A 24,899-nucleotide genomic window follows, 5' to 3' on the forward strand; every position below is an offset into this window, starting at 1 on the left:
CATGAATGGCGGACAGATTGGTAATGTAGATTTAGTAAAACAGCTTAACAGTGCTGCGGTATACAGGCTGATTGACCAACAAGGTCCAATCTCACGTATTCAAGTCGCGGATGTTAGTCAGCTCGCCCCAGCGAGTGTTACCAAAATAACCCGCCAACTATTAGAGCGCGGCTTGATCAAAGAAGTCGCGCAACAAGCTTCTACCGGTGGTCGTCGAGCCATCTCGTTGACCACTGAAGTAAAACCTTTTCACTCTATCGCTGTACGATTAGGTCGTGACTATGTGCAATTCTGTTTGTACGACCTAGGCGGAACGGCACTTGCAGAAGACCAGCACGAACTTCACTATACCAATCAAGCAGACCTTATCGCAGGTTTGATTGACTTGCTAAAGGACTTCGTGAGTCGCTGCCAAGATAAAATTGACCAACTGATTGCTATCGGTATTACACTGCCTGGTTTGGTGAACCCAACCACAGGCGTAGTGGAATACATGCCGAACACAGACATCGATAACCTTGCACTGGGTGAAATCATCCGTGAAAAGTTCAATACCGCTTGTTTTGTCGGTAACGATGTTCGTGGTATGGCATTGGCTGAACATTACTTTGGTGCAAGCCAAGATTGCCAAGACTCAATTCTTGTCAGTGTTCACCGTGGTACTGGTGCCGGCATCATTGTCAATGGTCAAGTATTCCTTGGCTTCAACCGTAACGTCGGTGAAATTGGTCACATCCAAATCGACCCACTTGGCGAGCAATGCCAATGTGGCAACTTTGGCTGTCTAGAAACGGTTGCAGCAAACCCAGCAATCGTACAACGCGTTAAAAAGCTTATTGCACAGGGCTATGAATCAAGCCTTACTCAACTAGAGCACATCACAATCGATGACGTTTGTACTCATGCGATGAACGGCGATGAACTTGCTAAGCAAAGCTTAGTGCGCGTAGGCAACCAACTTGGTAAAGCTATCGCAATTACGATTAACTTGTTTAACCCACAAAAAATCGTCATTGCCGGTGACATTACGGCGGCTGAAGAAATTGTTTTCCCAGCAATCCAGCGCAATGTTGAAAACCAATCTTTGAAGACTTTCCATAACGAACTTCCGATTGTTGCTTCTCATATTGATAAGCAACCAACAATGGGCGCATTCGCAATGATAAAGCGCGCCATGTTGAACGGAGTTTTGTTACAAAAGTTACTAGAAGACTAAGTTTATACAACCAATTGAGTTACAATCTCGGGCTGTGGTTTCACAGCCCGTTTTTGTATATCAGGAATATAGCTCAATAGTATGGAAATTATTCTAATTACAACGGCGTTTCTCGCCGGCTTCATCGCTCTAAAATGTAACCTTCCGCCCTTGGTTGGTTTCCTACTCGCAGGCTTCGGTCTTCACGCGTTTGGCTACCAAAGTAATGACGTCATTGTCACGCTTGCTGATCTTGGTGTGACCTTGCTGCTTTTCACTATTGGTCTAAAGTTGGACGTAAAAACGCTACTTTCCAAAGAGATTTGGGGTGGCGCAACCGCGCACAATATTCTTTCTACCCTTTTCTTTGCGCTGGTTCTCGTTGGTCTAAAACTGCTCGGTTTGTCATCACTGGCCACTATGGAACACAGCCAGATTCTGTTGTTGGCTTTCGCTCTGTCTTTTTCTAGTACTGTCTTCGCGGTAAAAACCCTGCAAGAAAAAGGTGAGATGAATGCGACTTACGGCACCCTAGCAATTGGTATTCTGGTCATGCAGGATATTTTTGCTGTGGTCTTCCTTACCGCTTCAACAGGTAAAATTCCGGAGTGGTATGCGATAGGTTTGTTTGCACTCCCTCTTATCCGCCCATTGTTCTACAAACTCCTAGATAAAGTAGGTCACGGCGAGATGCTGGTTCTATTTGGTATCTTCTTTGCGCTCGTCGTCGGGGCTGGTTTGTTTGAACTCGTCGGTATGAAGCCAGATTTAGGCGCGCTGATTTTAGGCATGTTACTAGCTGGGCATCGTAAAGCATCAGAGTTATCAAAATCGCTCTTTAATATGAAAGAGCTCTTCCTCGTGTGCTTCTTCCTCAATATTGGTTTGTCAGCATCATTGAGCTTCACTGGTGTGGGTCTTGCGCTGCTATTCATCTTGTTGCTACCAATCAAAGGTCTGCTGTATTTCCTTACTATCAACCACTTTAAGTTCCGTGTTCGGACTTCATTACTGACGTCTCTTTCTCTTTTCAACTACAGTGAATTTGGTTTGATTGTCGGTGGACTGGCTTACAAGATGGGCTGGATGCCTAGTGACATGCTAGCGGCTATCGCTGTGGCTGTTTCGATTTCATTTATCATCTCAGCACCGTTAAATCGTCTTGGTCACCAAATCTACCAACACTCGGGCAAATGGTTACAAGAAACGGCGGCAGAGAAATTGAACCAACGAGATCAATTAATCAATCCAGGGCATGCCCAAGTATTGATCCTAGGTATGGGTCGAATTGGCACCGGTGCTTACGACGAATTACGATCTCGCTATGGCAAAGTTTCTCTTGGTGTTGAAGTAAGAGAAGAAGCTGCGCATAAACACCGCTCTGAAGGTCGCAACGTTATTTCAGGCGATGCAACAGACCCTGACTTTTGGGAACGCATTTTAGATACAGCAAACGTAAAGTTGGTCCTATTGGCGATGCCACACCACCAAGGTAACCAAACCGCGCTTGAACAGCTTCAAAGCCGAAACTATAAAGGGCAAATAGCAGCAATTGCCGAATACCCAGATCAACTTGAAGGCTTACTAGAGACTGGGGTCGACGCCGCATTCAACATCTATAGCGAAGCTGGTAGTGGTTTCGCACGCCATGTTTGCGAGCAACTTCAACCTCAATTTACACCGATGAAATAAGCATCAAACGTAACTATCCTTATTGAGCCCTCTTCTAATAAGAGGGCTTTTTTGTGCATTTTTTAAACCAAACCTTGATCTCATTCATCAGATTAAGGTTATTTTTAAACAACATCTAACCATCAAGCCTTTTTATCATTTTTTTCATCATCAAACGTTGCTTTTTTTACTAAGAATGGCAAATTGAACCCATACCGATTAAAAATTGTTTAGTTTAAAAAGGATGTTGTATGTGTTCAGTATTTGGCATTTTAGACATTAAGAGCGATGCAGCAGCATTGCGCCCTATCGCACTTGAGATGTCGAAAAAGCTTCGTCACCGCGGTCCAGACTGGTCTGGTATTTACTCATCAGAGCGCGCGATTCTTGCGCATGAACGTTTGGCGATCGTTGGTCTAAATAGTGGTGCTCAACCACTATACAGCCCTGATAAAAAACTCATCCTTGCTGTAAACGGTGAAATCTACAACCACAAAGAAATTCGTGCTCGCTACGAAGGTAAATACGAATTCCAAACTGACTCAGACTGTGAAGTTATCCTAGCGCTATACCAAGACATGGGTGCAGACCTTCTTGAAGAACTAAACGGTATTTTTGCGTTCGTACTTTACGATGAAGAAAAAGACGAGTACTTAGTAGGTCGTGACCACATTGGTATCATTCCTCTTTACCAAGGTTATGATGAACATGGTAACTACTACGTTGCATCAGAAATGAAAGCACTGGTTCCAGTATGTAAGACCGTGAGCGAGTTCCCTCCGGGTTGTCACTACGGCAGTGCAGATGCAGAACCTCAACGTTACTACATTCGTGATTGGAACGAGTACGCAGCAGTACAAGGCAACAGCACAAGCAAAGAAGAACTTACAGAAGCTTTAGAAGCTGCGGTAAAACGCCAACTAATGACTGACGTGCCATATGGCGTACTTCTTTCTGGTGGTCTGGATTCATCGATTACATCTGCTGTAGCAAAACGATTTGCAGCAATGCGTATTGAAGACGACGAAAAGTCTGAAGCTTGGTGGCCACAGTTGCACTCTTTCGCTGTAGGTCTAGAAGGAGCACCAGATCTGAAAGCCGCTCGCGAAGTTGCAGAACAAATTGGTACGGTTCACCATGAAATGACGTACACCATCCAAGAAGGCTTGGACGCGATTCGTGATGTGATTTACCACATTGAAACATATGACGTAACGACTATCCGCGCTTCAACACCTATGTTCCTAATGGGTCGTAAGATCAAAGCAATGGGAATCAAAATGGTACTTTCTGGTGAAGGCGCTGATGAAATCTTCGGTGGCTACTTATACTTCCATAAAGCGCCAAACGCGCAAGAGTTCCACGAAGAGACCGTACGTAAGCTTCTAGCTCTGAACATGTTTGACTGTGCACGTGCAAACAAATCGCTAGCGGCATGGGGTGTTGAAGGTCGTGTACCATTCCTAGATAAGGAGTTCATTGACGTAGCAATGCGTTTGAACCCTGCCGATAAGATGTGTGGCAACGGTAAGATGGAGAAGCACATTTTACGTGAGTGCTTCGAACACTACCTACCGGAGTCGATTGCATGGCGTCAGAAGGAACAGTTCTCTGATGGTGTTGGTTACAGCTGGATTGATACGCTAAAAGAAGTCGCAGAGCAAAAAGTAACAGATCAGCAAATGGAGACGGCTCAATTCCGCTTCCCTTACAACACACCTACAACTAAAGAAGGTTATGTATACCGCGAGATCTTTGAAGAGTTGTTCCCTCTACCATCAGCTGCGGAATGTGTTCCTGGTGGCCCATCAGTCGCGTGTTCTTCAGCGAAAGCGATTGAATGGGATGAGTCATTCCAAAACTGTGTTGACCCATCAGGTCGTGCCGTTCAAACCGTACACAACGATGCATACTAATCGTATCACGTGTTAAATAGGGCTGAGTCACCAGCCCTTGAACACTGGTAAGTTAACACGATCAAAAAGAGGTGCATTACGCACCTCTTTTTGATCTTTCAATGAGTTGGTTTACATAAATTCCAAATCATTATTGTCAATGCTGACAGGCACTCGCTTAGAGAGCATTTGAACCAACATAATCGAACGCTTTTCACCATCTTGTTCGTGATAAATCGCATCAATACCAGCAAACTGTCCGTTCATAACACGAACATGATCGCCTGGTTTCGGCATACATTCTGGGCTTGTCGGCTCCTCAGCACACTTTTCAATCTGCTTTAGTTCATAAACAAGATCACCTTGAATCTCTTTTGGTTGTGCTCCGAAGCGTACGAAGTCAACGACACCTCGAGTGGAACGTACCGATGTAAAATTCGGTCCTTGTTCATAATCAAATCGAGAAAAAACATAGCAAGGGAATAATGGTTCTTCGACCTTTTGTCGCTTGCCGCGTAAGATCTTTTCGACCTCCACAGTTGGGTAAAAACACTCTACTCCTTGGTTTTCAAGGTGTTGCTTCGCCCTAACTTGCTCTCCTCGTTTACAATACAATAAATACCAACGTTTCATTTTATTACTAGCCAATTATATTTTTATTTCATCCTAGCATTAAGCCTAGAACGAGTCATGGGTATTCAAGAAACCTATCAGTAAGCCTCTTAAACATAACATGCATAACTTACACTTTTTCGAAGCATTAAGAAAATAAGTCTATAGGCAAAAATGGAAAGTAAGTTTGTAACACGAACGATTCGCCGATTAAAACCCCACAAAATCAACGCGGAGCCATCATTTAATAAGGCAAATGAATCGTCACATAAAATTTTATTGTTTGTAAGTCATCAAAATGACATGTATACGTAGATTTCTTTAAAAAATGTAATAACTACTATTAGAAGAGCTTATGTCAAACCAACATCAATACTTTGGTCACCCACGTGGCTTGTTCTTATTGTTCGGTACTGAACTTTGGGAACGCTTTTCTTACTACGCAATGCGCGCCATTCTAGTACTGTATTTAACTGACACAACAATGAACGGTGGCCTTGGCTGGTCGACTAAAGATGCCCTAGACCTATACGGCATCTATACTGGACTTGTCTACATTACTCCTCTCATCGGTGGTTACCTTGCGGATAACTACTTAGGTCAACGCCGTTCTATCTTGATTGGTGGCGCGTTGATGGCAATCGGTCAATTTACACTAGCAATGCCTGCTGACGCTCTAGGTCTTGGTGCTCTACACACATTCTATTTAGGCCTTGCTCTACTTATCTGTGGTAACGGTCTATTTAAGCCAAACATCTCTACAATGGTTGGTGACTTATATCAAGAAGGTGACAACCGTCGTGATGGTGCTTTCACTATCTTCTACATGGGTATTAACCTTGGTGCATTAATCGCTGGTGTTGTTTCTGGCTCTGTAACAACTGAATTCGGTTGGAAAGCGGGTTTCGTGGCTGCTGGTATCGGTATGCTTATCAGTCTAGTCATGCAGATGACGTTTGCTCAAGCATGGCTTGGTGATATTGGTCGTGTTCCAGCTGCAAAACGTGATCTAGCGATTAAAAAATCTTCTCAAAAAGAACCGTTAACAAAAGAAGAAACGGATCGCATCAAAGTAATCCTAGTGATGAGCCTATTCACTATCGTATTCTGGGCAGGCTTTGAACAAGCTGGCGGTCTAATGAACATCTACACTCAGCAATACACAGATCGAATGATCGGTGGCTTTGAAGTGCCTGCTGCGTGGTTCCAATCACTAAACCCATTCTTCATCATCACGCTAGCACCTGTACTAGCCGTACTATGGGTGAAACTAGGTAAACGTGAGCCAAACTCACCAGTGAAATTTGCTTTAGCGATGTTCTTCCTAGCGCTTGGTTTCCTATGTATGGTTGGTGCGGTTATTGAGCAAGGCGGTGACACTACAGTTAAGACATCCATGTTGTGGCTTGTTGGTGCATTCTTCTTCCATACTCTGGGCGAATTGTGTCTATCTCCGATTGGTCTGTCTCTTGTTACTAAACTGGCTCCGCTGCGTCTTGCTTCACTCATGATGGGTGCATGGTTTGGCTGTAATGCAATTGCAAACTACGTTGCTGGTTATGTGGGCTCTCACGTTGGTGAGCTAGGTGCACTGGCTATCTTCAGCGGTATTGCAGTAACAGCGATGGTTTCTGGTGTCATTCTTCTGTTGTTCTCTAACACGCTTGTTCGTTGGATGCACGGTGCTGAAAACACACATAGCACAGCAGAACAAATTGAAGAGCAGCAAACTCAAGTAGCTTAATATATAAAGTGCAAATAAAAACAAAGGGTCGCAATTGCGACCCTTTTTGTATTCAAAGCTCTAAGTGAAAGAATGTAGGACACAGACGCTTTACAACTTTGAGCGAACCAAATCCACCATCATCTCGATGTGTAACTCGTTGTCATTTAAACACGGAATGTAGCTAAAGCTCTCACCACCAGCTTCTAAGTAAATTTCACGGCACTCTTCTGAGATCTCTTCCAGTGTCTCTAAGCAGTCAGCAGAAAAAGCTGGCGTTACGATATTCAGCTTTTTTTTACCTTGGCTGGGTAGGACTTCTAATGTCTTGTCCGTGTATGGTTGTAACCATTCTTCGCGACCAAATCGAGACTGGTAGGTCATACCAATTTGATCCTCATTCAAACCAAGGGCCTCACCAAGCAAGCGAGTTGTCTCGGCACAATGTTGAGGATAAATATCACCATTGTCCGCGTATCGCTTCGGAATACCATGGTAAGAACATAGCAAGTAATCACCCTTACCATTTGCTTCCCAATGCTCGCGTACCGACTGAGCTAAAGCTTCAATGTATTTAGGGTGATTGTGGTAATCGCGAATAAAACTAAACTCTGGCATCACAGGCATATTCTTAAATGCCTTTGTCATCCCGTCAGAAACTGCAGCTGTCGTTGTTCCTGAGTATTGAGGGTAAAGCGGCAAAACGATCACTTGTTCAACGCCTTGGGCTAATAGCGTCTCAAAACCGGTTTGCAAGCTAGGATTGCCATATGTCATTCCTAGCTCTACTGGCATGTCTAAAGCTGTGCTCAGCTTCTTTGCCTGGCGTTTTGAATATACCATTAGAGGTGATCCCTCTTCCATCCACACCGACTCATACAGCTTGGCTACTTTTGGAGAACGAACTGGAAGGATGATGCCATGCAAAATCGGGCACCAGAGCCAACGTGTCGTATCAACAACACGGTGATCATGAAGGAACTGGCTTAGAAAGCGTTTAACGGCTGGCGGAGTTGGCTCATCAGGCGTCCCAAGGTTGACCAATAACACGCCCTGCTTCTTATTGTTGTTTTTCATAACATCCTATTCATGGTAAACGGCTTGATTTGTACGGCATATCTAAGAGAAAAGTTCATCGTACTAACAGACAGAATAAAAAAAGCGACCCAAAGGTCGCTTTTAAATATATCAAAATATTAAATTTTGCCGTTAGCAAATTATGCTAGCGCTTTCTCAATATCTGCGCTTACTTCTGCAACTTGCTTAGTGCCGTCGAATTTAAGGTACTTAGTGTTGCCAGCTTCTGCTTCTTTGCCGTAGTAGTTGATCAGTGGTGCAGTTTGCTCGTGGTAAACGCCTAGACGTGCGCGTACTGTTTCTTCTTTGTCGTCATCACGAACAACAAGATCTTCACCAGTTACGTCATCTTTACCTTCCACTTTTGGTGGGTTGTAAACAACGTGGTAAGTACGACCAGAAGGAAGGTGAGCACGACGACCAGCCATACGCTCAACAATCACATCATCAGCTACGTCAAATTCAATCACGTAATCTACGTCAACGCCCATTTCTTTTAGGCCATCAGCTTGAGGGATAGTGCGAGGGAAACCATCTAGTAGGAAACCTTTTTCGCAATCGTCTTGAGCAATACGCTCTTTGATTAGACCAAGGATGATTTCATCAGAAACTAGCTGACCAGCGTCGATAACAGCTTTAGCTTGTTTACCAAGCTCTGTACCTGCTTTGATAGCAGCACGAAGCATATCACCAGTAGAGATTTGTGGAATACCGTATTTATCCATGATGAAGTTTGCTTGTGTGCCTTTACCTGCACCTGGAGCACCTAGAAGAATGATGCGCATGATTTATCCTCTTTAATATTTAAGATTTATACCGAAGCTCACAATAGCTGGACTTCTAGGAATCACCCTCGAAGCACTGGCAACGATAAGTTTCGGTATAACGTTTAGGCGAGCCAAAATACACGCCTTATTACTCACATTCAAGTGTTGAGATTCTAACATAGGTTCACTGTGTAATGAGCAGATTAAGACTAAAGAATGTTAGCGATGCCAGCTTTCCTGTCTTATTGACTACTAACTCAACACTTAAAGTGTGAATCTATGCGTTTACAAACAAAAAGCTCGCATTTCGCGAGCTTTTTAGTGGTTTTTAGTTATTAAACCTTAGTCAAAAGCTTATTGATGGCACCTAAGAATTGAGAAGGATCTTCCATCGAGCCACGCTCGGCTAACATTGCCTGACCCAGTAACACTTCTACCCAGCGACCAAACGCTTCGTCGTCTGCTTCATCCGCCATTCGCTTCACGAGCTCATGTTCAGGGTTGATTTCGAAGATGTACTTCACTTCTGGTACCGCTTGACCTGCAGCTTCAAGAAGCTTCGCCATTTGCGTCCCCATTTCGAAATCGTCCGTCACCACAACAGCAGGTGTTGTTGCAAGCTTGAAGGTTGTACGAACTTCTTTTACGCGGTCACCTAGGTAAGACTGAGTGCGCTCAACAACAGACTTAAACTCTTCTTCTGTTTCTTTCTGTTTTTCTTTTTCTGCTTCGTCTTCGAACTTGCTCAGATCCAGACCCGCTTTGGTGATCGATTGGAACTGCTTGCCGTCAAACTCTGTCAGGTAGTTCATCAACCACTCATCAATTCGATCGAACATCAAAATAACTTCAATGCCTTTCGCCTTAAATTGCTCTAGGTGCGGACTGTTCTTCGCCGCTGCGTAGCTGTCTGCTGTTAAGAAGTAAATCTTATCTTGACCTTCCTTCATGCGTTCAACATAAGCAGCCAAACCAACAGATTGCTCAGCTGAGTCCACTTCAGTAGATGCGAAGCGCAACAGACCGGCAACTTTCTCTTTGTTTGCCATGTCTTCAGCAGGACCTTCCTTCATCACCTGACCAAACTCTTTCCAGAATGATTGGTATTTCTCTTCGTCATTCTTCGCCATGCGCTCCAGCATTGTCAGTACACGCTTAGTACAAGCGTTACGCAATGACTGAGTCACTTTGTTGTCTTGAAGAATTTCACGAGAAACGTTCAGTGGCAGATCGTTCGAATCAATTAAGCCGCGGACGAAACGCAAGTAAGACGGCATAAACTGCTCTGCGTCATCCATGATGAATACACGTTGTACGTATAATTTCAGACCCGACTTGTGATCGCGGTTCATCATGTCCCAAGGTGCCTTCGCTGGAATGTAAAGCAAGCTTGTGTAATCGTTCTTGCCTTCTACGCGGTTATGACTCCAAGTTAGAGGATCTGCAAAGTCGTGAGAAACGTGTTTGTAGAACTCTTGGTATTCTGCTTCAGAGACGTCTGATTTGTTGCGAGTCCAAAGTGCTTGAGCTTTGTTGATTTGCTCCCACTTCTTCTCACTTGTTTCGTTGCCTTCCTCATCGCGAACAGCAGTTTGGATAGAAACTGGAATACCGATATGGTCGGAGTATTTGCTGATCACGTCACGTAGACGCCATTCATTTAAGAACTCTTTCCCTTCTTCACGCATGTGAAGCACGATATCAGTACCACGAGATTCTTTCGTGATCGTCTCAATAGTGTATTCGCCTTCGCCCGCAGAATGCCATTGAACCGCTTCATCTGCAGAAATACCTGCGGCACGAGTGCGTACCGTCACAGCATCAGCAACAATGAATGCAGAATAGAAACCCACACCAAACTGACCAATAAGCTGAGAGTCTTTGCTCTGCTCATCGGATAATTTAGAGAAAAACTCTGCTGTACCTGATTTTGCAATGGTACCTAAATGTTCAATCACATCATCACGGCTCATACCGATGCCGTTATCAGAGATTGTTAGTGTATTAGCACTTTCGTCAAACGCCAGCTTAACACCCAGATCCGCGTTACCCTCATATAAATCTGGGTTAGATAGCGCTTGGAAACGAAGCTTATCTGATGCGTCAGACGCGTTTGAAATCAGCTCGCGTAGGAAAATCTCTTTGTTTGAGTAAAGAGAGTGAATCATCAGATGAAGTAGTTGTTTTACTTCTGATTGAAAGCCACGAGTTTCTTTGTTTTGTGATACGGTTTCGCTCATGTTTGCTCCATAACATCTAAACTAAAAAGACTTTTAATGACAAAGTCCTAACCGCCACCTTAAAAAAGCAGCATTACTAAGATGTCATTTAACATGTGGCTGACAAATGTAAATTCAAGGTCAATATTGCTAAAAACGGTGTTTTTTTAGAAAATTTTAATTATCCTACGTCCCTAAAAGCATCTAAAACGTAGCACATGTCTTTTTGCGCACGCCTTATTATGTGACGCAAATCACTTATAATTACAGAATCATCCATCTAAGAAGAACTAAATGACTAACATCGGCACCAAATTTCTGCTTGCTCAAAGATTTGTCTTTGACCCAAATAGTAATTCGCTCGCTGACCAACAAAATGGCAACGAAGTTGTACGATTAGGAAGCAACGAAAGCCGTATTCTACTCATGTTGGCAGAGAGACCCAATGAAGTATTAACGCGTAACGAGCTTCACGAGTTCGTATGGCGGGAGCAGGGTTTTGAGGTGGATGACTCAAGCCTTACTCAAGCGATTTCCACTCTACGTAAAATGTTGAAAGACTCTACGAAGTCGCCTGAATTTGTAAAAACGGTGCCAAAGCGCGGTTACCAACTGATTTGTTCAGTTGAACGTTTAAGCCCACTATCTTCTGAAGCAGCACTCACCGATGTTGATGCTCAAGAGGAAGAAAATGAAGCTCCAGTCGTTGATCTAGAGCAATTCGCAGAGCCCACTGCTGAGACAAAAGCAGAAACAGCCGTCGAACAAGCACCGACAGCTCAACCATTAAAATCTGCACCTGCACAAAAGAACACAAACTGGTTATTCAGAATCATCGTGTTAGTTGCCCTGCTACTTCCTGTCGGCGTGTTAATGCTAACCAACCCTGCAGAATCACAATTTCGTCAAATTGGTGAATATCACAACGTGCCAGTGATGACACCGATCAACCACCCTCAATTAAACAATTGGCTGCCGTCCATTGAGCAATGCATTCAACGCTATGTTGAACACCATGCTGCTGAGTCTTCACCAGTCGAAGTCATTGCAACAGGTGGTCAAAACAATCAATTGATTCTGAACTACATTCACGACAGTGATCACTCATATGAGAATGTAACACTGCGTATTTTTGCTGGTCGTAACGACCCAACTGACATCTGCAATTAAGGGAGGCTGAAATGAAGATAAGAATAGCATCTGCGGTTTTAGCCGTATCCATCCTTTTTAGTGGTTGGTTGTACTGGGGTAGTGACCTTAAAGTTGAGCAAGTCCTTACGTCAAATGAGTGGCAATCAACCATGGTGACACTTATTACTGATAACTTGCCAGATGATACCGTAGGTCCGCTACGCAAAGTCAACGTTGAGTCGAATGTGAAGTACCTACCTAATGGTGACTATATTCGCGTGGCAAACATCAAGCTATTTGCACAGGGCTCAAACGTCGAGTCTACGATCAATATCTCTGAAAAAGGTCGTTGGGAAGTCAGTGATAACTATTTGCTGGTCTCTCCTTCTGAGTTCAAAGACATCTCCGCATCACAATCTAAAGATTTTTCGGAGTCTCAACTTCGTCTTATCACTCAAATCTTTAAGCTAGATGCTGAACAGAGTCGTCGTATTGACGTCGTTAACGAAAAAACTCTACTACTGACTAGCCTGAATCACGGTTCTACGGTACTGTTTAGAAACTGATTTTGATTCGATAAGAAGGGGGCAAGATGCCCCCTTTATTTTGCATATGGATTGGCTAGACACCCTCACCCTCTTCTTCGGTTCCCTTGTCGCAAATACGCTTGCTTCACTCTCTGGCGGTGGTGCGGGATTACTGCAGTTTCCACTTCTTATCTTTCTTGGTCTTCCCTTTTCTGTCGCACTAGGTACGCATAAAGTCGCTTCAGTCGCACTCGGTTTAGGCGCAGCAAGCACACACCTTAAAGCCGGTACGATTAAACCAAAAGTCGCCCTCTATCTCATACTCACCGGCAGTATTGGCGTGGTGATTGGCGCTAATCTCATTGTACAAATCCCAGATGGCATTGCTGAAAAAATGCTTGGCGCGATGATCTTAGCTCTTGGTATTTACTCTCGATTTAAGAAAGAGCTCGGTCAAACGGAAACTAAAACGCATCGTGACAGTGCCGGTTGGCTTATTGGTGGACTGGGTTTACTGCTGATTGGGATTGTAAACGGCTCACTCACAGCAGGTTCTGGGTTGCTTGTGACACTCTTTCTTGTCCGCTGGTTTGGTTACGATTACAAGCAAGCGGTAGCTTACACCATGATTTGTGTCGGTCTGTTTTGGAATGGCATTGGAGGTATTGCCGTTGTGCAAGCTGGTGCTCCTATTCATTGGGCTTGGTTACCTGTTTTATTATTCAGCTCATTTCTAGGTGGCAGCTTAGGCGCATGGGCAGCAACTCGATACAGCAATCGCGTCATCAAAGTTGCCTTTGAAGTGCTCACCTTCGCCGTTGGAATCAAATTGCTCCTCTGACGTTTTAAAAAATTTGAAATTAAGGAATTCGGAAATGGATAAAGCCATCATTGACATTTATTACTGTCGCCAGTGCAATTGGATGCTACGTTCAACCTGGCTCTCACAAGAGCTATTACATACCTTTAGTGAAGAAATAAAAACGATGAGCTTGCACCCAGATACGGGCGGTCGGTTCGAAATCTTTTGTAATGGAACCCAGATTTGGGAGCGTAAGAAAGATGGTGGCTTTCCTGAGGCGAAAGTCCTCAAACAACGCGTTAGAGACATCATCGACCCAGAACGCGATCTAGGACATTCAGACACAAAATAGGGAGCCATTCGCTCCCTTTATCTTTTCTTTACTCGCAAGGCTATTAAATCGTAGTTTGTGCTAGTACTTCGCCTTCTGGAGTTTGAACTGTTAGCGTATTACCTTCGAGTACACCATAACTGCGTGGTAAGCCATTTCTCGGGAACGTCATTGAGCCCGGATTGAAAATGATGACACCATCTTGCATCTCCGCCACAGGAACATGAGTATGACCATGGGCAATGATGTCGCCCTCACGCAACGGCGGTCGCTTTGTGGTGTTGTATAGGTGACCATGAGTCAAGAACATACGCTTACCAGACTCTAACAGAAGCCAAGCATACTCCGTCATCATTGGGAAATTTAACAGCATCTGATCCACTTCACTGTCGCAGTTACCGCGCACAGAGATAATGCGCTCACTGTATTGATTCAGCAATTCTGCCACTTGTGGTGGGTTATAGCCTTCTGGTATTGGATTTCTTGGTCCGTGATTAAGCGTATCGCCCAATAAGATTAGGTGCTCTGCACCAGAGGCTAAATAAAGCTTGATGGTTTCTTCTGTGGCTGGCAAAGAACCGTGCAAGTCTGAGGCAAAAAATAGTTTCACGACATCGTCTCCTCAAAATGTATGAGGGTATTCTACGGCATTCCTATAGAAGCTCAACCACAGTGAAACCTCTAATGACCACGCAACATTTCCACCAGCATCGGAACCAGGTAGAACCACGCGACATAACCAACGCCCACTAAGACAATCATCCAGAAAATGAGGGACAAGAACTTTGACTTAGCAAGATGGTTAAGTGGATCTGGCTCTCCGCAGCCAGGACAAGTATGAGCTCGTTTTGAAATTTGTTTCTCGCACACAGGACAAGCAACTAGCGGCATGACATGACATCCTCAATTATTTCTTTAATTCTCAAAGGATAAGCCTCAGATCGAGGATATGCAATGGCACTAATACGCTAATCTTCTTAGCTAGGCAAAATGTCGCTGACCTGAGAAATTATCTTTACCAGCAGCGCGCGAACCACACTCAAAACCGTCGCTATACTTCTTCCCGAGCCATACCATTGATAACAATATTGTTATAACTCACCATGCCAATGACCTCTCCATTTTCAATGACTGGCGCGCGGCTGATACCAAAACGCTCAAACAAACGCGCACAATATTTCACATTCATATTGGGGTCGACGGTTAACGCAGGTTTGGTCATGATTTCATAGATGTTGGTGCGTTGTGGTGAACGGTTTTTTGCCAACACTTTTTTCGCTATGTCGTTCATTAAGACGATGCCATATTCATCATCGTCATCACGCTTTTTCACCACCAGCGCTTTCACTTCACTCTTCCTCGCTAGCGTGATCCCTTCGTGAACCGTAATCAACCCATCGACAATGATGTATGTTGCCGCCATTACGTCTCTGACTCTAATCAGCTCATGACTACTCATAACTCATCCTCTACCACTTTAGTTAGCTTCTCGACTTGGTGTGCGACACCGACAGCATCCTCGACATCAATCTGCACGGCAATCCCTTGACCGGATTCCTGATCGAACTCTCCAACGTCACTGATGGTTTCTAAAATGTGTCTCGACAAATGCTCCTCTACAACAAATAACAGCACATCTTTTTGCACCTCCAAGGTTAATCCAAAGAAAGTTCGTTTCTGGTTTAAACCTTGTCCTCGGGCATTGTTGATCACCGTAGCCCCCGTTGCTCCTGCATCTCTTGCTGCATCGAGCACCTTGTCGGTTTTGCTGTCTTCAACAAAGGCCAAAATCAATTTAAAGCGCATTTTCTTTTTCCTCCGCGGTTCCTTTATTCAACCACTGGGTAATCTGGGCATAGCCCATCACAGAAATCATTGGAAACAGGCTGGCAAACGCTATCAAGCCAAAGCCATCTATCATTGGGTTTCGTCCTGGTACGGTTGAAGCTAACCCCAACCCAAGCGCGGTCACTAAAGGTACGGTCACCGTCGAGGTAGTAACACCGCCTGAATCGTAAGCCAAAGGTACAATCAACTTTGGCGCATAGAAGGTTTGAATCACCACTACGATGTAACCGGCGATAATGTAGTAGTGAATAGGATCACCAACGACAATCCGATAGCTGCCTAGAGCAATACCAACTGCCACCCCCAAAGCAACGGCAACGCGCAATCCATTCACACTAATACTGCCACCAGAAACCTGGTTTGCCTTTATCGCCACTGCAATAAGAGAAGGCTCTGCGATTGTCGTACTGAAACCGATAAAGAAAGCAAAGATATACACCCAGTAGTAGTCTACCCAACTTAAAGCTTGACCGATGGATACTTTAAACTCGTGTAGAAATGCAGGGGCAGTGAGCTGCGTTGCCATGGTTTCACCCAACGGAAACAGCGCCATTTCTAACCCAAGCAAAAACAGCGACAAACCGAGGATAACGTAGGCAAATCCAAGCAGGACTTTAGGCAGGTTAGAGATGGGACGTCGTAATACTGCAAGCTGGAAACCAAAAATAATGGTCGCAATCGGGATCACGTCACTGATAGTAGAAACAAAGGTATCGAAGAAATGCTCAAACGAAATCATGCCACCACCATCCCGTATACCATCACAAACATCATTGGTAGCAATGAGGCAAAGGCGATCAAACCAAACCCATCAATCATAGGGTTTCGCCCTTTAATCGCAGAAGCGAGCCCAACGCCAAGCGCTGTGACCAAAGGAACCGTGATGGTGGATGTCGTCACTCCTCCAGAATCATAAGCCACCCCAATGATTGATTCAGGCGCAAATCCCGTTAGTATCACAACGCCAATATAACCACCTATGATCATGTACTGAATCGGCCAGCCCTTGAGAATTCGCAACACGCCGAGCACAATCGCTACACCTACCGACAAAGCAACCGTTAGGCGTAATCCATCTGCGTACTCTTCCATAGATTGTTCTGTATTGGCAATCATGCCCCCTTCAGCCGCAACTTCTGATGCTTCCTCTGCAACAGCTGTCAAGGCTGGTTCTGCAATGGTGGTACCAAAACCCAAGCAGAACGCAAAGATCAGTAACCAGAAAACGCTGCCTTTATTAGCGAACGCTTGTGCCATATTTTCCCCAATGGGAAACAAACCAAGCTCTAATCCAAAGATAAAGAAGGTTAAACCGAGAATAACCAGAAGAAGACCAAATAGGATAGAGACGAGATTAGGCAGCGGTTCCTGAAGCACGACCAACTGAAAAAAGGTGATGACAATAACAATAGGTAGCAAGTCACGAGCACTACTGAGCAACGCTCTAAATAGAGCAACAAATGCCTCCATACTCCCTCCTATCTACTGACTGTTATTCTCCTTTAAGTTCAGCATGACACAGTTTCCCTAAGCTAAGTGTGAGCTTTGCTAAAGGCTTGATAACATTTTGTTACATTCTTTCAAATTGTGAACTTCGCATCGCTTCCCAACAAAATGCTTCTAACTCCTTAGGAACTAATAATAAAATCGACACTGCAAGTCATTGATATGATCACGCTAGGCGTATAACGACTATAATGTTTGAATAGTTTTACCATCAAAGGGATGACATGAAGATACTACTGACCGGCGGCACAGGCTTTATTGGCTCAGAGCTACTTAAGTTACTGACCACTCACCAAGTCATTTTGCTTACGCGTAACCCAGAGCAAGCAAAACAGCGACTTAATCATGCCGATGTCGGTAATATTGAATATCTCGACTCCCTTGATTCACTTGAAGATCTTAATGATGTTGATGCCGTGATTAACCTCGCAGGTGAACCGATCGCAGACAAGCGCTGGAGCAAGGAGCAGAAAGAGATCATTTGTAACAGCCGTTGGAAGGTTACCGAGCGTATTGTCGCACTGATCCACGCAAGTACAGAACCACCATCGGTGTTCATCAGTGGATCTGCCGTTGGTTATTACGGCGACCAGCAAGACCATCCTTTTGATGAGTGCTTACACGTCAATAGCGAGGCGTTCGCTCACTCCGTTTGTGCTCGTTGGGAGCAGATAGCAAAACGCGCAGAATCCGAACAAACCCGGGTATGCTTGTTGCGTACTGGCGTTGTCCTTGGTCCAAATGGTGGCGCACTTGCCAAAATGATTTTGCCTTACAAACTAGGTTTAGGGGGACCATTGGGTAGCGGTAAACAATACATGCCATGGATCCATATTTTGGATATGGTTCGTGCCATTATGTACTTGCTTGAAACGCCACACGCTCATGGTGAATTCAACTTATGTGCTCCCCACCCTGTTAGCAATCGAATCTTTAGTGGCACACTGGCGAAAACGCTAAAACGTCCACATATTCTCTTCACCCCTAAATGGGTGATGAATATGGCGATGGGAGAATCCTCTTGCTTACTGTTTGATAGCATTCGCGCCAAACCGAAAAAGCTGACCGAATTGGGTTTTCAATTCAGCTACTCTCGCGTCGAACCTGCACTCAAGAACTTGCTTCAAGATCGAAGTTATTGAATCATAAGGCTCACTATACTTTCGTGAGCCCTCTAATATGAAAAAATCCATTCTTATCACCGGATGCTCCACTGGCATCGGCTACGTTTGTGCCCATGCTTTGAAAAAAGAGGGCTTCCACGTGATTGCCTCCTGCCGGCACGAACAAGATGTCGAACGCTTAACAAGCGAAGGACTAACCTGTATTCAATTGGATCTTAACGATTCTGAAAGCATCTCTTCGGGAGTCAAGCAAGCATTAACACTAGCCGACGGAAAGTTATATGCCGTATTCAATAACGGGGCATATGGTCAGCCTGGCGCGCTAGAAGACTTGCCGACAGAGGCGCTCCAAGCTCAGTTTCAAACCAACTTTTTTGGCTGGCATCAGTTAGTCAGAGAAGTACTGCCACATATGCGCAAACAGGGTGAAGGAAGAATCATCCAAAATAGCTCTGTGCTTGGGTTTGCAGCCATGAAATATCGTGGTGCCTATAATGCCTCTAAGTTCGCACTCGAAGGCTGGACCGACACACTACGTTTGGAATTGATGGACACCAACATCAAAATCGCACTGATAGAGCCGGGACCTATTGAAACCCAATTTAGACACAATGCATTAAAAGCCTTCGAGCGATGGATTGATGTCGAGAACAGCCCACACAAAGCCGCTTACGAAGGTCAGAAGCAGCGTCTAGATAACGACAAGTCGAACAATAGATTTGTGCTTCCTGCAGAATCTTGCATCGAGACAGTGCTTCATGCGCTAACAAGCGATAAACCAAAAATCCGCTACCGCATTACAACGCCAACTAAAGTATTTGCCGTGTTAAAGCGCCTATTACCAACGCGTATTCTTGATAAGATTCTGCGACAAGCAGCATAAAAACTTTTTATCACAATGTAATTTTACCGTAACAATGTGATGTCATTATGAGCATGTAGGTTAAGAAAGCCTCAATGTTCGAATCAATTTCTAAGTTAGTATCTTCATCTATCGAGCCTGAACACGATGTTGATACTCACTTTAGATTTGGTATCGCCACCCTTTCTGTTTTGTATTTACGCGAGACAATAATGACATTAAATCAGCTCAACTGGCTTAGTGTGGGTGTAGTGTTGACTGTGTTCATCCTATTTTGATACCTCACCCAGCACACAAAGATAATGTCTAACAAGACTCCCTAATTCGTGCTGGAATAGCCAAAGTTTTATAGCACTTTCGCTTGCTATCAGGATTACGCTGCTTCGGCAGCGTTTTTCCTTTCTATCGCTTGAATTTCCCAAATATCAACTCCATATCTACAATCAACGACAAGAAACAAAAAGCAAGGACACTCTGATGCAATCCCCATTTATCGTTGAGTTAACAGAACAAAATTTCCGCGAGACTCTTGAAGGGTCAATGAACACGCCAGTGTTGATCCACTTCTGGGCGAGTGCTCAACCAGAAAGTGCGCAAGTGATCCCTGAGCTACAAATGCTAACTCAACAATACAACGGTGCATTCACCCTTGCTCTATTGAACTGTGAGCAGCAACCAGCTTTAGCATCACAGTTTGGCGTACAAGTCTTACCAACTATCGCGTTGTTTATGAACGGTCAAGCGGTAGATGGTATGGGTGGTCCTCAGCCGATTGATGCCATTTCAGCCATGCTGCAAAAACACCTCCCAAGCCAAGACGAAATGCAGTTAAAGCAAGCAAGCGAGTTGCTCCAACAAGGCGAACATGCTCAAGCTCTAGCTATTTTGCAAACCCTTTCAGAAGATCTGCAAAACCGCGGTGATGTAAAACTAGCGATGGCAGATTGTTTGCTAGAAACCAAACAATTTGAATTGGCACAAACGCTATTGAGTGCAATCCCACTGGAATATCAAGATAACTACTATAAGGGATTGATTGCCAAGTTAGATCTGCACCTCCAAGCAGCAGATAGCCCAGAGCTTCAACGCCTTGAACAAGAGCTAGCCGCAAACCCAGATAACTTCGAATTGGCATGTGAGCTTGCAGTTCAATACAACCAAGTTGGTCGCGATGAAGACGCGTTGGAGCTACTTTGGAATATTTTAAAAACCAACCTCGGCGCACAAGACGGTGAAGTGAAGAAAACTTTTATGGATATCTTAAGTGCATTGGGTCAAGGCAATGCATTAGCAAGTAAATTCCGTCGTCAGTTGTACTCTATTCTCTACTAATTAAAGTACTAACCTGCTGAATTAAAAATATAAAAAGGTCGGATTAATCCGGCCTTTATTCTGTCTATAATTTATCGAGGCTCTCATTTCTACGATTGTGTCATAAGCCTAAATGAGTAAAAATGAAACAAACATTATGCACTTAAGGGAATAGAACATGCCAATCGACTCATTGATCACCATCGGGATCTTAGTTGTACTAGCCATTATTGTCCTCGCTTCTGGGATCAAAACCGTACCACAAGGGAACAACTGGACCGTCGAACGCTTCGGACGTTATACCCACACCTTAAAGCCAGGTCTAAACCTAATCATTCCTTTCGTTGATCGCGTAGGTCAAAAAGTCAACATGATGGAACGTGTACTGGACATCCCGGCACAAGAAGTCATCTCAAAAGACAATGCGAATGTTGTTATCGATGCAGTCGGCTTTGTCCAAGTCATCGACGCAGCCAAAGCGGCGTATGAAGTCAACGATCTAGAACACGCTATCCGTAACCTAACACTAACGAACATTCGTACCGTGCTCGGCTCAATGGAATTGGATGAGATGCTTAGCCAGCGTGACATGATCAACACCAAATTGCTCTCTATCGTTGACCAAGCAACCAACCCTTGGGGCGTAAAAGTAACTCGTATCGAGATCAAAGACGTTCAACCACCAGCAGATCTAACAGCAGCAATGAACGCTCAGATGAAAGCAGAACGTAATAAGCGTGCTGAAATCCTAGAAGCTGAAGGGATACGTCAGGCAGAAATCTTACGAGCAGAAGGTCAAAAACAATCGGAAATTCTGAAAGCGGAAGGTGAAAAGCAATCGGCGATCTTACATGCGGAAGCGCGTGAGCGTGCAGCTCAAGCAGAAGCAAAAGCGACTTACATGGTATCTGAAGCAATCGCTAAAGGTGATGTTCAGGCGGTTAACTACTTTATTGCCCAAGGTTATACCGATGCACTGAAGAGTATCGGTCAAGCGGAAAATGGTAAGATCATCATGATGCCGATCGAAGCGACAGGTCTAATGGGCTCAGTCGCGGGTATTGCTGAAATGTTCAAACAAAGTAAGGACTAAGGATTGCCTATGGATTTATTTAGCCTATTAGAAAGCGTGTCATTCTGGCATTGGATTGCGCTTGGTTTAGCCTTGCTCGCTGTAGAGCTATTGGGCACAGCAGGCTATTTTCTTTGGCTAGGCATTTCCGCCCTGATCGTTGGCGCTATCCTATCTTTCTTACCAATGAGTTGGCAGATGCAGTGGCTTGCCTTTGTGGCTTTCAGTTTGGTTACCACTTGGCTATGTTGGAGAAAGCAATGGTCCAAGGATCGCAAAAGTGATCAAGCCAGAGATCTCAATCAAAAACACAAACAGCTGATAGGTAATATTGTCACGCTCGAAGAAGATTTTCACATTGGAATGAATCGTCTTAGAGTGGCAGATACAACGTGGTCAGCTGAATGCGAACACGAATTGCCGACGGGAACTCGGGTCGAAATTATCGCCGTAGACGGCATAATTTTGAAGATTAAACCGGTTTCTCGCTGATTTGTGTCAAAATAAAAGGGTGCTCAGCATCCTTTTATTTCCTTCCCGTGACTAATGCTTTTATTTCATCTACTTATTTAAATTAACCACAAAAATTAAGTAATAGAAATATTATTAATATTCTCTCCTTTATCAAAACAGATCCTCCTACTAAATTAAAATTTCAAGCACATAGATAAATATATCCCAAAATTTAAAATCTAAATTCATTTTAAAAAATAAAACACTGTTGAATTAATTTTTGATCTTTCTAGGTCTCTATACATACTTAACGCATAAGCATGGCAATTAAATGCTTATATTTTTTTAAGGTAAGTAAGAGGATGTACTATGAAGAAGTGTTTTTTGTTTTTAGCGTGCAGCGCGTTTGCGTTTTCTTCATTCGCCTATAACAACGGGAATGGAGGCACCACCAATCTAGGACCTATCGTTGAATGTGTTTTACCAAGTGGCGATGTTGCCCATCTACCTAGTGAGATGTGCCGCTTTCAAGGTGGTTCATGGGACAACTAAATCGTAGGTTAGATTAAGGAGCAGAACGCTACGCTTTAATATTTCCCACCTAAACAACGAACTCAAGTAATTAAGTGAAATTAAAAAGAAAATACATTCTAGATTACAAGGTAAATAATATGAAACTGGTAACTGGATTATTAGTCGCTATCGCTGCATTAATGCCATTGACTTCGCTAGCAAATGGCGCTTCTGGTGGTAGAACATTAGCACCGGAAATAAAGTGTGAATTGAACGTACACATGCTTCCTCCCCTATATTGCAAAATGTATGACGGAAAAGAAGTAAAATAAAAAAGGAGCCGATTGGCTCCTTTTCTTAACTTCTAAATATTAGTGGAAGCTGTATGGGATAAGAACTTGTAGACGTAAGTCTGTCTCATCCGCGTCTGCTGCACCAGCAAACTCGTCACGCTCTAGGATAGTACCGTGTAGACGCACGGTTGTACCTTTAAGAGAACCGCTTTGTAGAGAGTAAGAAACTGTTGCGTTAACTGCGTACTCGCTCTCGTAATCCCAGTCACCAGATGCGCCGCTTGCTGCAGAGTCTGCACCAGAACCGTAGCCGAAGCCTAGGTAGTAGTTCCAGCCGTTACCTTGGTTGTAAGATAGACGGTTGTACCAAGCTAGCTCGCCAGCTTTGTTCCAGTCAGATAGAGCATCCCACCATTGTGACCAAGTACCGTTATTCATACCGTAAGTATGGATTGTACGAGGAACGAAATCTGAACGGTTGTCTGTGTCTGTGTAACGTAGTTCAGACATCCAAGACAGTTTACCGAACGATTGGTTTAGAGATAGACCAGTGTGGAAACCTAGACCATCGTATTTCACATCGTCATCAACACCGTAGAAGTCAAATGCAAGAGTAGTACGGTCACTTACTGTGTACTTCAAGTAAGCTTTGTATGACGTGTTATCAGTTTCGTCATGGTAGCTAGTTACTTGACCTGCACCCCAGTCGATACCGTTAGCATATTTAACGCCTGTCGCTTGACCAAGACCAACTTGGAAGAATAGAGCATCAGTAATGTTACCATTCAAACCTAGAGAGTGTAGGTAGCTCCAAGAAGTGTCTGACCATAGTGCTGGCGCGTAGTCATCTTCGTGTAGCAACCATGGTGCTGTAAATTGGTCTGCACCAAAGTAGCTTAGGTTGAAATCACCCAGCTTCGCGTTTAGTTCGAAACCACGGTAAGTACCTGGTACGAAGCTCCAAACGTTACCGATTGTGCCATTACCACCAGCTTGCAACATACCGAAGCGAGCGTTAAAGTTTTCGCCAGTCTTAAACTTCAGAGCAGCTTTGTAAACTTTAAGTTGATCACCGTCACCTGCACCCCAGTCTAGGTTAGTACAAGTAGAGATCTCGTTACATAGGTAACCGTCTGCGCCTTTCAAGCTATCGTTGTATAGGTCGCCAGAGTAGTAAGCTGCTACGTCTGCACCTAACCAACCATCATGGTAGCCAGAAGTGAAGTCAATGATCGCGTTGTAAGATGAGTAGTTTAGACGGCTCCAGCGGTCGCCATTCTCACCACCAGGTTTACCTGTTGTACGAGTACGAGAACGAGTATCAACAACGAACATTGCATTAAGACTTGAGTCTTGCATAAATTCGTTAACTTTTTCTACATACTCACCACCAGCTGCACTTTCAGTAGATGCTGTAGCCGGAGCTACTGCAACCGCACCAAACATCGCAGTTGTTAACGCTGAAACCTTGAAAAATTTGTCCATGGAAAAAACTCCTAAAAATGGATATAGCTGTATTTTTCTATCTCGCCTTAAGTTGGCCGCCGAAGGAGAGAAGTAAATTCCTGAGTGAACCTCAATATTTCTAAATTGGTTCTTTTTAGTTCCTGCATACACACCGTGTATCCACGCTTCTAAGACTAACTTCGCATCTAAAAACATCCAAATGGAACTTATTTTTTTTCTAAAAAAATATGACCAACGCCAAAGTTCCATATAAGTTGTTGATCCAGATCTTATTTTTAACACCAAAGACACAAATCAAAGAAAAGGCTTTAAATATCAAATACATAATAAAAACCCATCCATTCTATTTTGAAGTCGATCGCAGAGTTTTAGTTATAAAAGAAGAATAACGTAAGGAGAGATCCTGATCACTGAAATCAGGAAAAGTGGTATTTGAACGGTTATTGAGTGACTTTTTAATTGCCAAGAAAAAGCCCCAAGCGACTGACACTTGGGGCTTT

27 protein-coding genes are annotated in these 24,899 nt (G+C 44.0%); 16 read left to right on the forward strand and 11 right to left on the reverse strand.

Annotated features, from left to right (window positions below):
• Position 1: 1 nt before the first annotated feature.
• From nagC to asnB, 3 genes are all read left to right on the forward strand, one after another.
• Positions 2-1,216 (forward strand): DNA-binding transcriptional regulator NagC, encoded by a 1,215-nt coding sequence (nagC, locus tag QMY49_RS10610; protein WP_005446392.1) that lies wholly within the window; start codon positions 2-4, stop codon positions 1,214-1,216.
• Positions 1,217-1,297: 81 nt separating this feature from the next.
• The gene (locus QMY49_RS10615; RefSeq protein ID WP_005446391.1) at positions 1,298-2,887 is read left to right on the forward strand and encodes a cation:proton antiporter family protein; all 1,590 of its coding nucleotides are present in this window, start codon (positions 1,298-1,300) and stop codon (positions 2,885-2,887) included.
• 230 nt (positions 2,888-3,117) lie between these two features.
• Positions 3,118-4,782, forward strand: a complete 1,665-nt coding sequence (asnB, locus tag QMY49_RS10620; protein ID WP_009698590.1) for an asparagine synthase B — start codon at positions 3,118-3,120, stop codon at positions 4,780-4,782.
• Positions 4,783-4,893: 111 nt separating this feature from the next.
• Here asnB and rfaH read toward each other — a convergent pair whose 3' ends face one another.
• The gene (gene rfaH, locus QMY49_RS10625) at positions 4,894-5,394 is read right to left on the reverse strand and encodes a transcription/translation regulatory transformer protein RfaH (RefSeq protein WP_005446384.1); all 501 of its coding nucleotides are present in this window, start codon (positions 5,392-5,394) and stop codon (positions 4,894-4,896) included.
• Between the two features lie 334 nt (positions 5,395-5,728).
• Here rfaH and QMY49_RS10630 point away from each other — a divergent pair, with 334 nt between their 5' ends.
• Positions 5,729-7,117: a peptide MFS transporter gene (locus tag QMY49_RS10630; protein WP_005446383.1), complete on the forward strand. Its 1,389-nt coding sequence runs from the start codon at positions 5,729-5,731 to the stop codon at positions 7,115-7,117.
• A gap of 90 nt (positions 7,118-7,207) precedes the next feature.
• Here the strand turns inward: QMY49_RS10630 and hemH are convergent, their stop codons facing one another.
• The 3 genes from hemH to htpG all read right to left on the reverse strand — a co-directional run bounded on the left by hemH (position 7,208) and on the right by htpG (position 11,180).
• A complete protein-coding gene (gene hemH, locus QMY49_RS10635) occupies positions 7,208-8,173 on the reverse strand; it encodes a ferrochelatase (RefSeq protein WP_283311422.1) in 966 nt (321 codons plus the stop codon).
• Between the two features lie 140 nt (positions 8,174-8,313).
• Positions 8,314-8,958 (reverse strand): adenylate kinase, encoded by a 645-nt coding sequence (gene adk, locus QMY49_RS10640; RefSeq protein ID WP_005425498.1) that lies wholly within the window; start codon positions 8,956-8,958, stop codon positions 8,314-8,316.
• A 317-nt stretch (positions 8,959-9,275) separates the two neighbouring features.
• The gene (gene htpG, locus QMY49_RS10645; RefSeq protein ID WP_050908080.1) at positions 9,276-11,180 is read right to left on the reverse strand and encodes a molecular chaperone HtpG; all 1,905 of its coding nucleotides are present in this window, start codon (positions 11,178-11,180) and stop codon (positions 9,276-9,278) included.
• Positions 11,181-11,453: 273 nt separating this feature from the next.
• Here htpG and QMY49_RS10650 point away from each other — a divergent pair, with 273 nt between their 5' ends.
• The 4 genes from QMY49_RS10650 to QMY49_RS10665 are packed head-to-tail and all read left to right on the forward strand — an operon-like array spanning position 11,454 to position 13,971.
• Entirely contained in the window at positions 11,454-12,329 is an 876-nt protein-coding gene (locus tag QMY49_RS10650) for a transcriptional regulator (RefSeq protein ID WP_005446380.1), read from the forward strand.
• A gap of 11 nt (positions 12,330-12,340) precedes the next feature.
• Complete coding sequence (gene toxS, locus QMY49_RS10655; protein ID WP_005446378.1) at positions 12,341-12,856, forward strand: transmembrane regulator ToxS; 516 nt, start codon at positions 12,341-12,343, stop codon at positions 12,854-12,856.
• A 46-nt stretch (positions 12,857-12,902) separates the two neighbouring features.
• Complete coding sequence (locus tag QMY49_RS10660) at positions 12,903-13,658, forward strand: sulfite exporter TauE/SafE family protein (RefSeq protein ID WP_009698593.1); 756 nt, start codon at positions 12,903-12,905, stop codon at positions 13,656-13,658.
• Positions 13,659-13,692: 34 nt separating this feature from the next.
• Complete coding sequence (locus QMY49_RS10665) at positions 13,693-13,971, forward strand: Rdx family protein (RefSeq protein WP_005446375.1); 279 nt, start codon at positions 13,693-13,695, stop codon at positions 13,969-13,971.
• 43 nt (positions 13,972-14,014) lie between these two features.
• Here QMY49_RS10665 and yfcE read toward each other — a convergent pair whose 3' ends face one another.
• The 6 genes from yfcE to QMY49_RS10695 form a co-directional block, all read right to left on the reverse strand.
• Positions 14,015-14,560: a phosphodiesterase gene (gene yfcE / locus QMY49_RS10670; RefSeq protein WP_005446373.1), complete on the reverse strand. Its 546-nt coding sequence runs from the start codon at positions 14,558-14,560 to the stop codon at positions 14,015-14,017.
• Between the two features lie 71 nt (positions 14,561-14,631).
• Positions 14,632-14,841, reverse strand: a complete 210-nt coding sequence (locus tag QMY49_RS10675) for a hypothetical protein (RefSeq protein ID WP_009698596.1) — start codon at positions 14,839-14,841, stop codon at positions 14,632-14,634.
• Between the two features lie 160 nt (positions 14,842-15,001).
• Positions 15,002-15,409 carry a CBS domain-containing protein gene (locus QMY49_RS10680; protein WP_009698597.1) on the reverse strand — a complete coding sequence of 136 codons (408 nt, stop codon included), beginning with the start codon at positions 15,407-15,409 and terminating at the stop codon, positions 15,002-15,004.
• A complete protein-coding gene (locus QMY49_RS10685) occupies positions 15,406-15,756 on the reverse strand; it encodes a P-II family nitrogen regulator (protein ID WP_005451557.1) in 351 nt (116 codons plus the stop codon). The genes QMY49_RS10680 and QMY49_RS10685 overlap by 4 nt, the downstream gene beginning before the upstream one ends.
• A complete protein-coding gene (locus QMY49_RS10690) occupies positions 15,746-16,537 on the reverse strand; it encodes a DUF1538 domain-containing protein (RefSeq protein ID WP_114092145.1) in 792 nt (263 codons plus the stop codon). Before QMY49_RS10690 ends, QMY49_RS10685 begins: the two co-directional genes overlap by 11 nt.
• Positions 16,534-17,268: a DUF1538 domain-containing protein gene (locus QMY49_RS10695; protein WP_005451555.1), complete on the reverse strand. Its 735-nt coding sequence runs from the start codon at positions 17,266-17,268 to the stop codon at positions 16,534-16,536. Before QMY49_RS10695 ends, QMY49_RS10690 begins: the two co-directional genes overlap by 4 nt.
• Before the next feature lie 260 nt (positions 17,269-17,528).
• Between QMY49_RS10695 and QMY49_RS10700 the strand changes: the two genes are divergently transcribed.
• From QMY49_RS10700 to QMY49_RS10735, 8 genes are all read left to right on the forward strand, one after another.
• The gene (locus QMY49_RS10700) at positions 17,529-18,446 is read left to right on the forward strand and encodes a TIGR01777 family oxidoreductase (protein WP_005451554.1); all 918 of its coding nucleotides are present in this window, start codon (positions 17,529-17,531) and stop codon (positions 18,444-18,446) included.
• Between the two features lie 37 nt (positions 18,447-18,483).
• A complete protein-coding gene (locus QMY49_RS10705) occupies positions 18,484-19,311 on the forward strand; it encodes an SDR family oxidoreductase (protein WP_283311438.1) in 828 nt (275 codons plus the stop codon).
• Between the two features lie 74 nt (positions 19,312-19,385).
• On the forward strand, positions 19,386-19,568 hold the full coding sequence (locus QMY49_RS10710) for a hypothetical protein (protein WP_009698600.1): 183 nt from the start codon (positions 19,386-19,388) through the stop codon (positions 19,566-19,568).
• A 199-nt stretch (positions 19,569-19,767) separates the two neighbouring features.
• A complete protein-coding gene (locus QMY49_RS10715) occupies positions 19,768-20,622 on the forward strand; it encodes a thioredoxin family protein (RefSeq protein ID WP_283311440.1) in 855 nt (284 codons plus the stop codon).
• A gap of 157 nt (positions 20,623-20,779) precedes the next feature.
• Complete coding sequence (locus tag QMY49_RS10720; protein ID WP_005451550.1) at positions 20,780-21,694, forward strand: SPFH domain-containing protein; 915 nt, start codon at positions 20,780-20,782, stop codon at positions 21,692-21,694.
• A gap of 9 nt (positions 21,695-21,703) precedes the next feature.
• Positions 21,704-22,165: an NfeD family protein gene (locus QMY49_RS10725; RefSeq protein WP_283311443.1), complete on the forward strand. Its 462-nt coding sequence runs from the start codon at positions 21,704-21,706 to the stop codon at positions 22,163-22,165.
• A gap of 330 nt (positions 22,166-22,495) precedes the next feature.
• The gene (locus QMY49_RS10730; protein WP_100216240.1) at positions 22,496-22,678 is read left to right on the forward strand and encodes a hypothetical protein; all 183 of its coding nucleotides are present in this window, start codon (positions 22,496-22,498) and stop codon (positions 22,676-22,678) included.
• A gap of 119 nt (positions 22,679-22,797) precedes the next feature.
• Positions 22,798-22,971, forward strand: coding sequence for a hypothetical protein (locus QMY49_RS10735; protein WP_283311449.1), 174 nt, complete (start codon positions 22,798-22,800; stop codon positions 22,969-22,971).
• A 39-nt stretch (positions 22,972-23,010) separates the two neighbouring features.
• On the opposite strand, the gene QMY49_RS10740 is transcribed toward QMY49_RS10735, so the two are convergent.
• On the reverse strand, positions 23,011-24,417 hold the full coding sequence (locus QMY49_RS10740) for an OprD family porin (RefSeq protein ID WP_283311451.1): 1,407 nt from the start codon (positions 24,415-24,417) through the stop codon (positions 23,011-23,013).
• Between the last annotated feature and the right edge of the window lie 482 nt (positions 24,418-24,899).

Source organism: Vibrio harveyi (assembly GCF_030060435.1).
Classification (GTDB): Bacteria; Pseudomonadota; Gammaproteobacteria; order Enterobacterales; family Vibrionaceae; genus Vibrio; species Vibrio harveyi.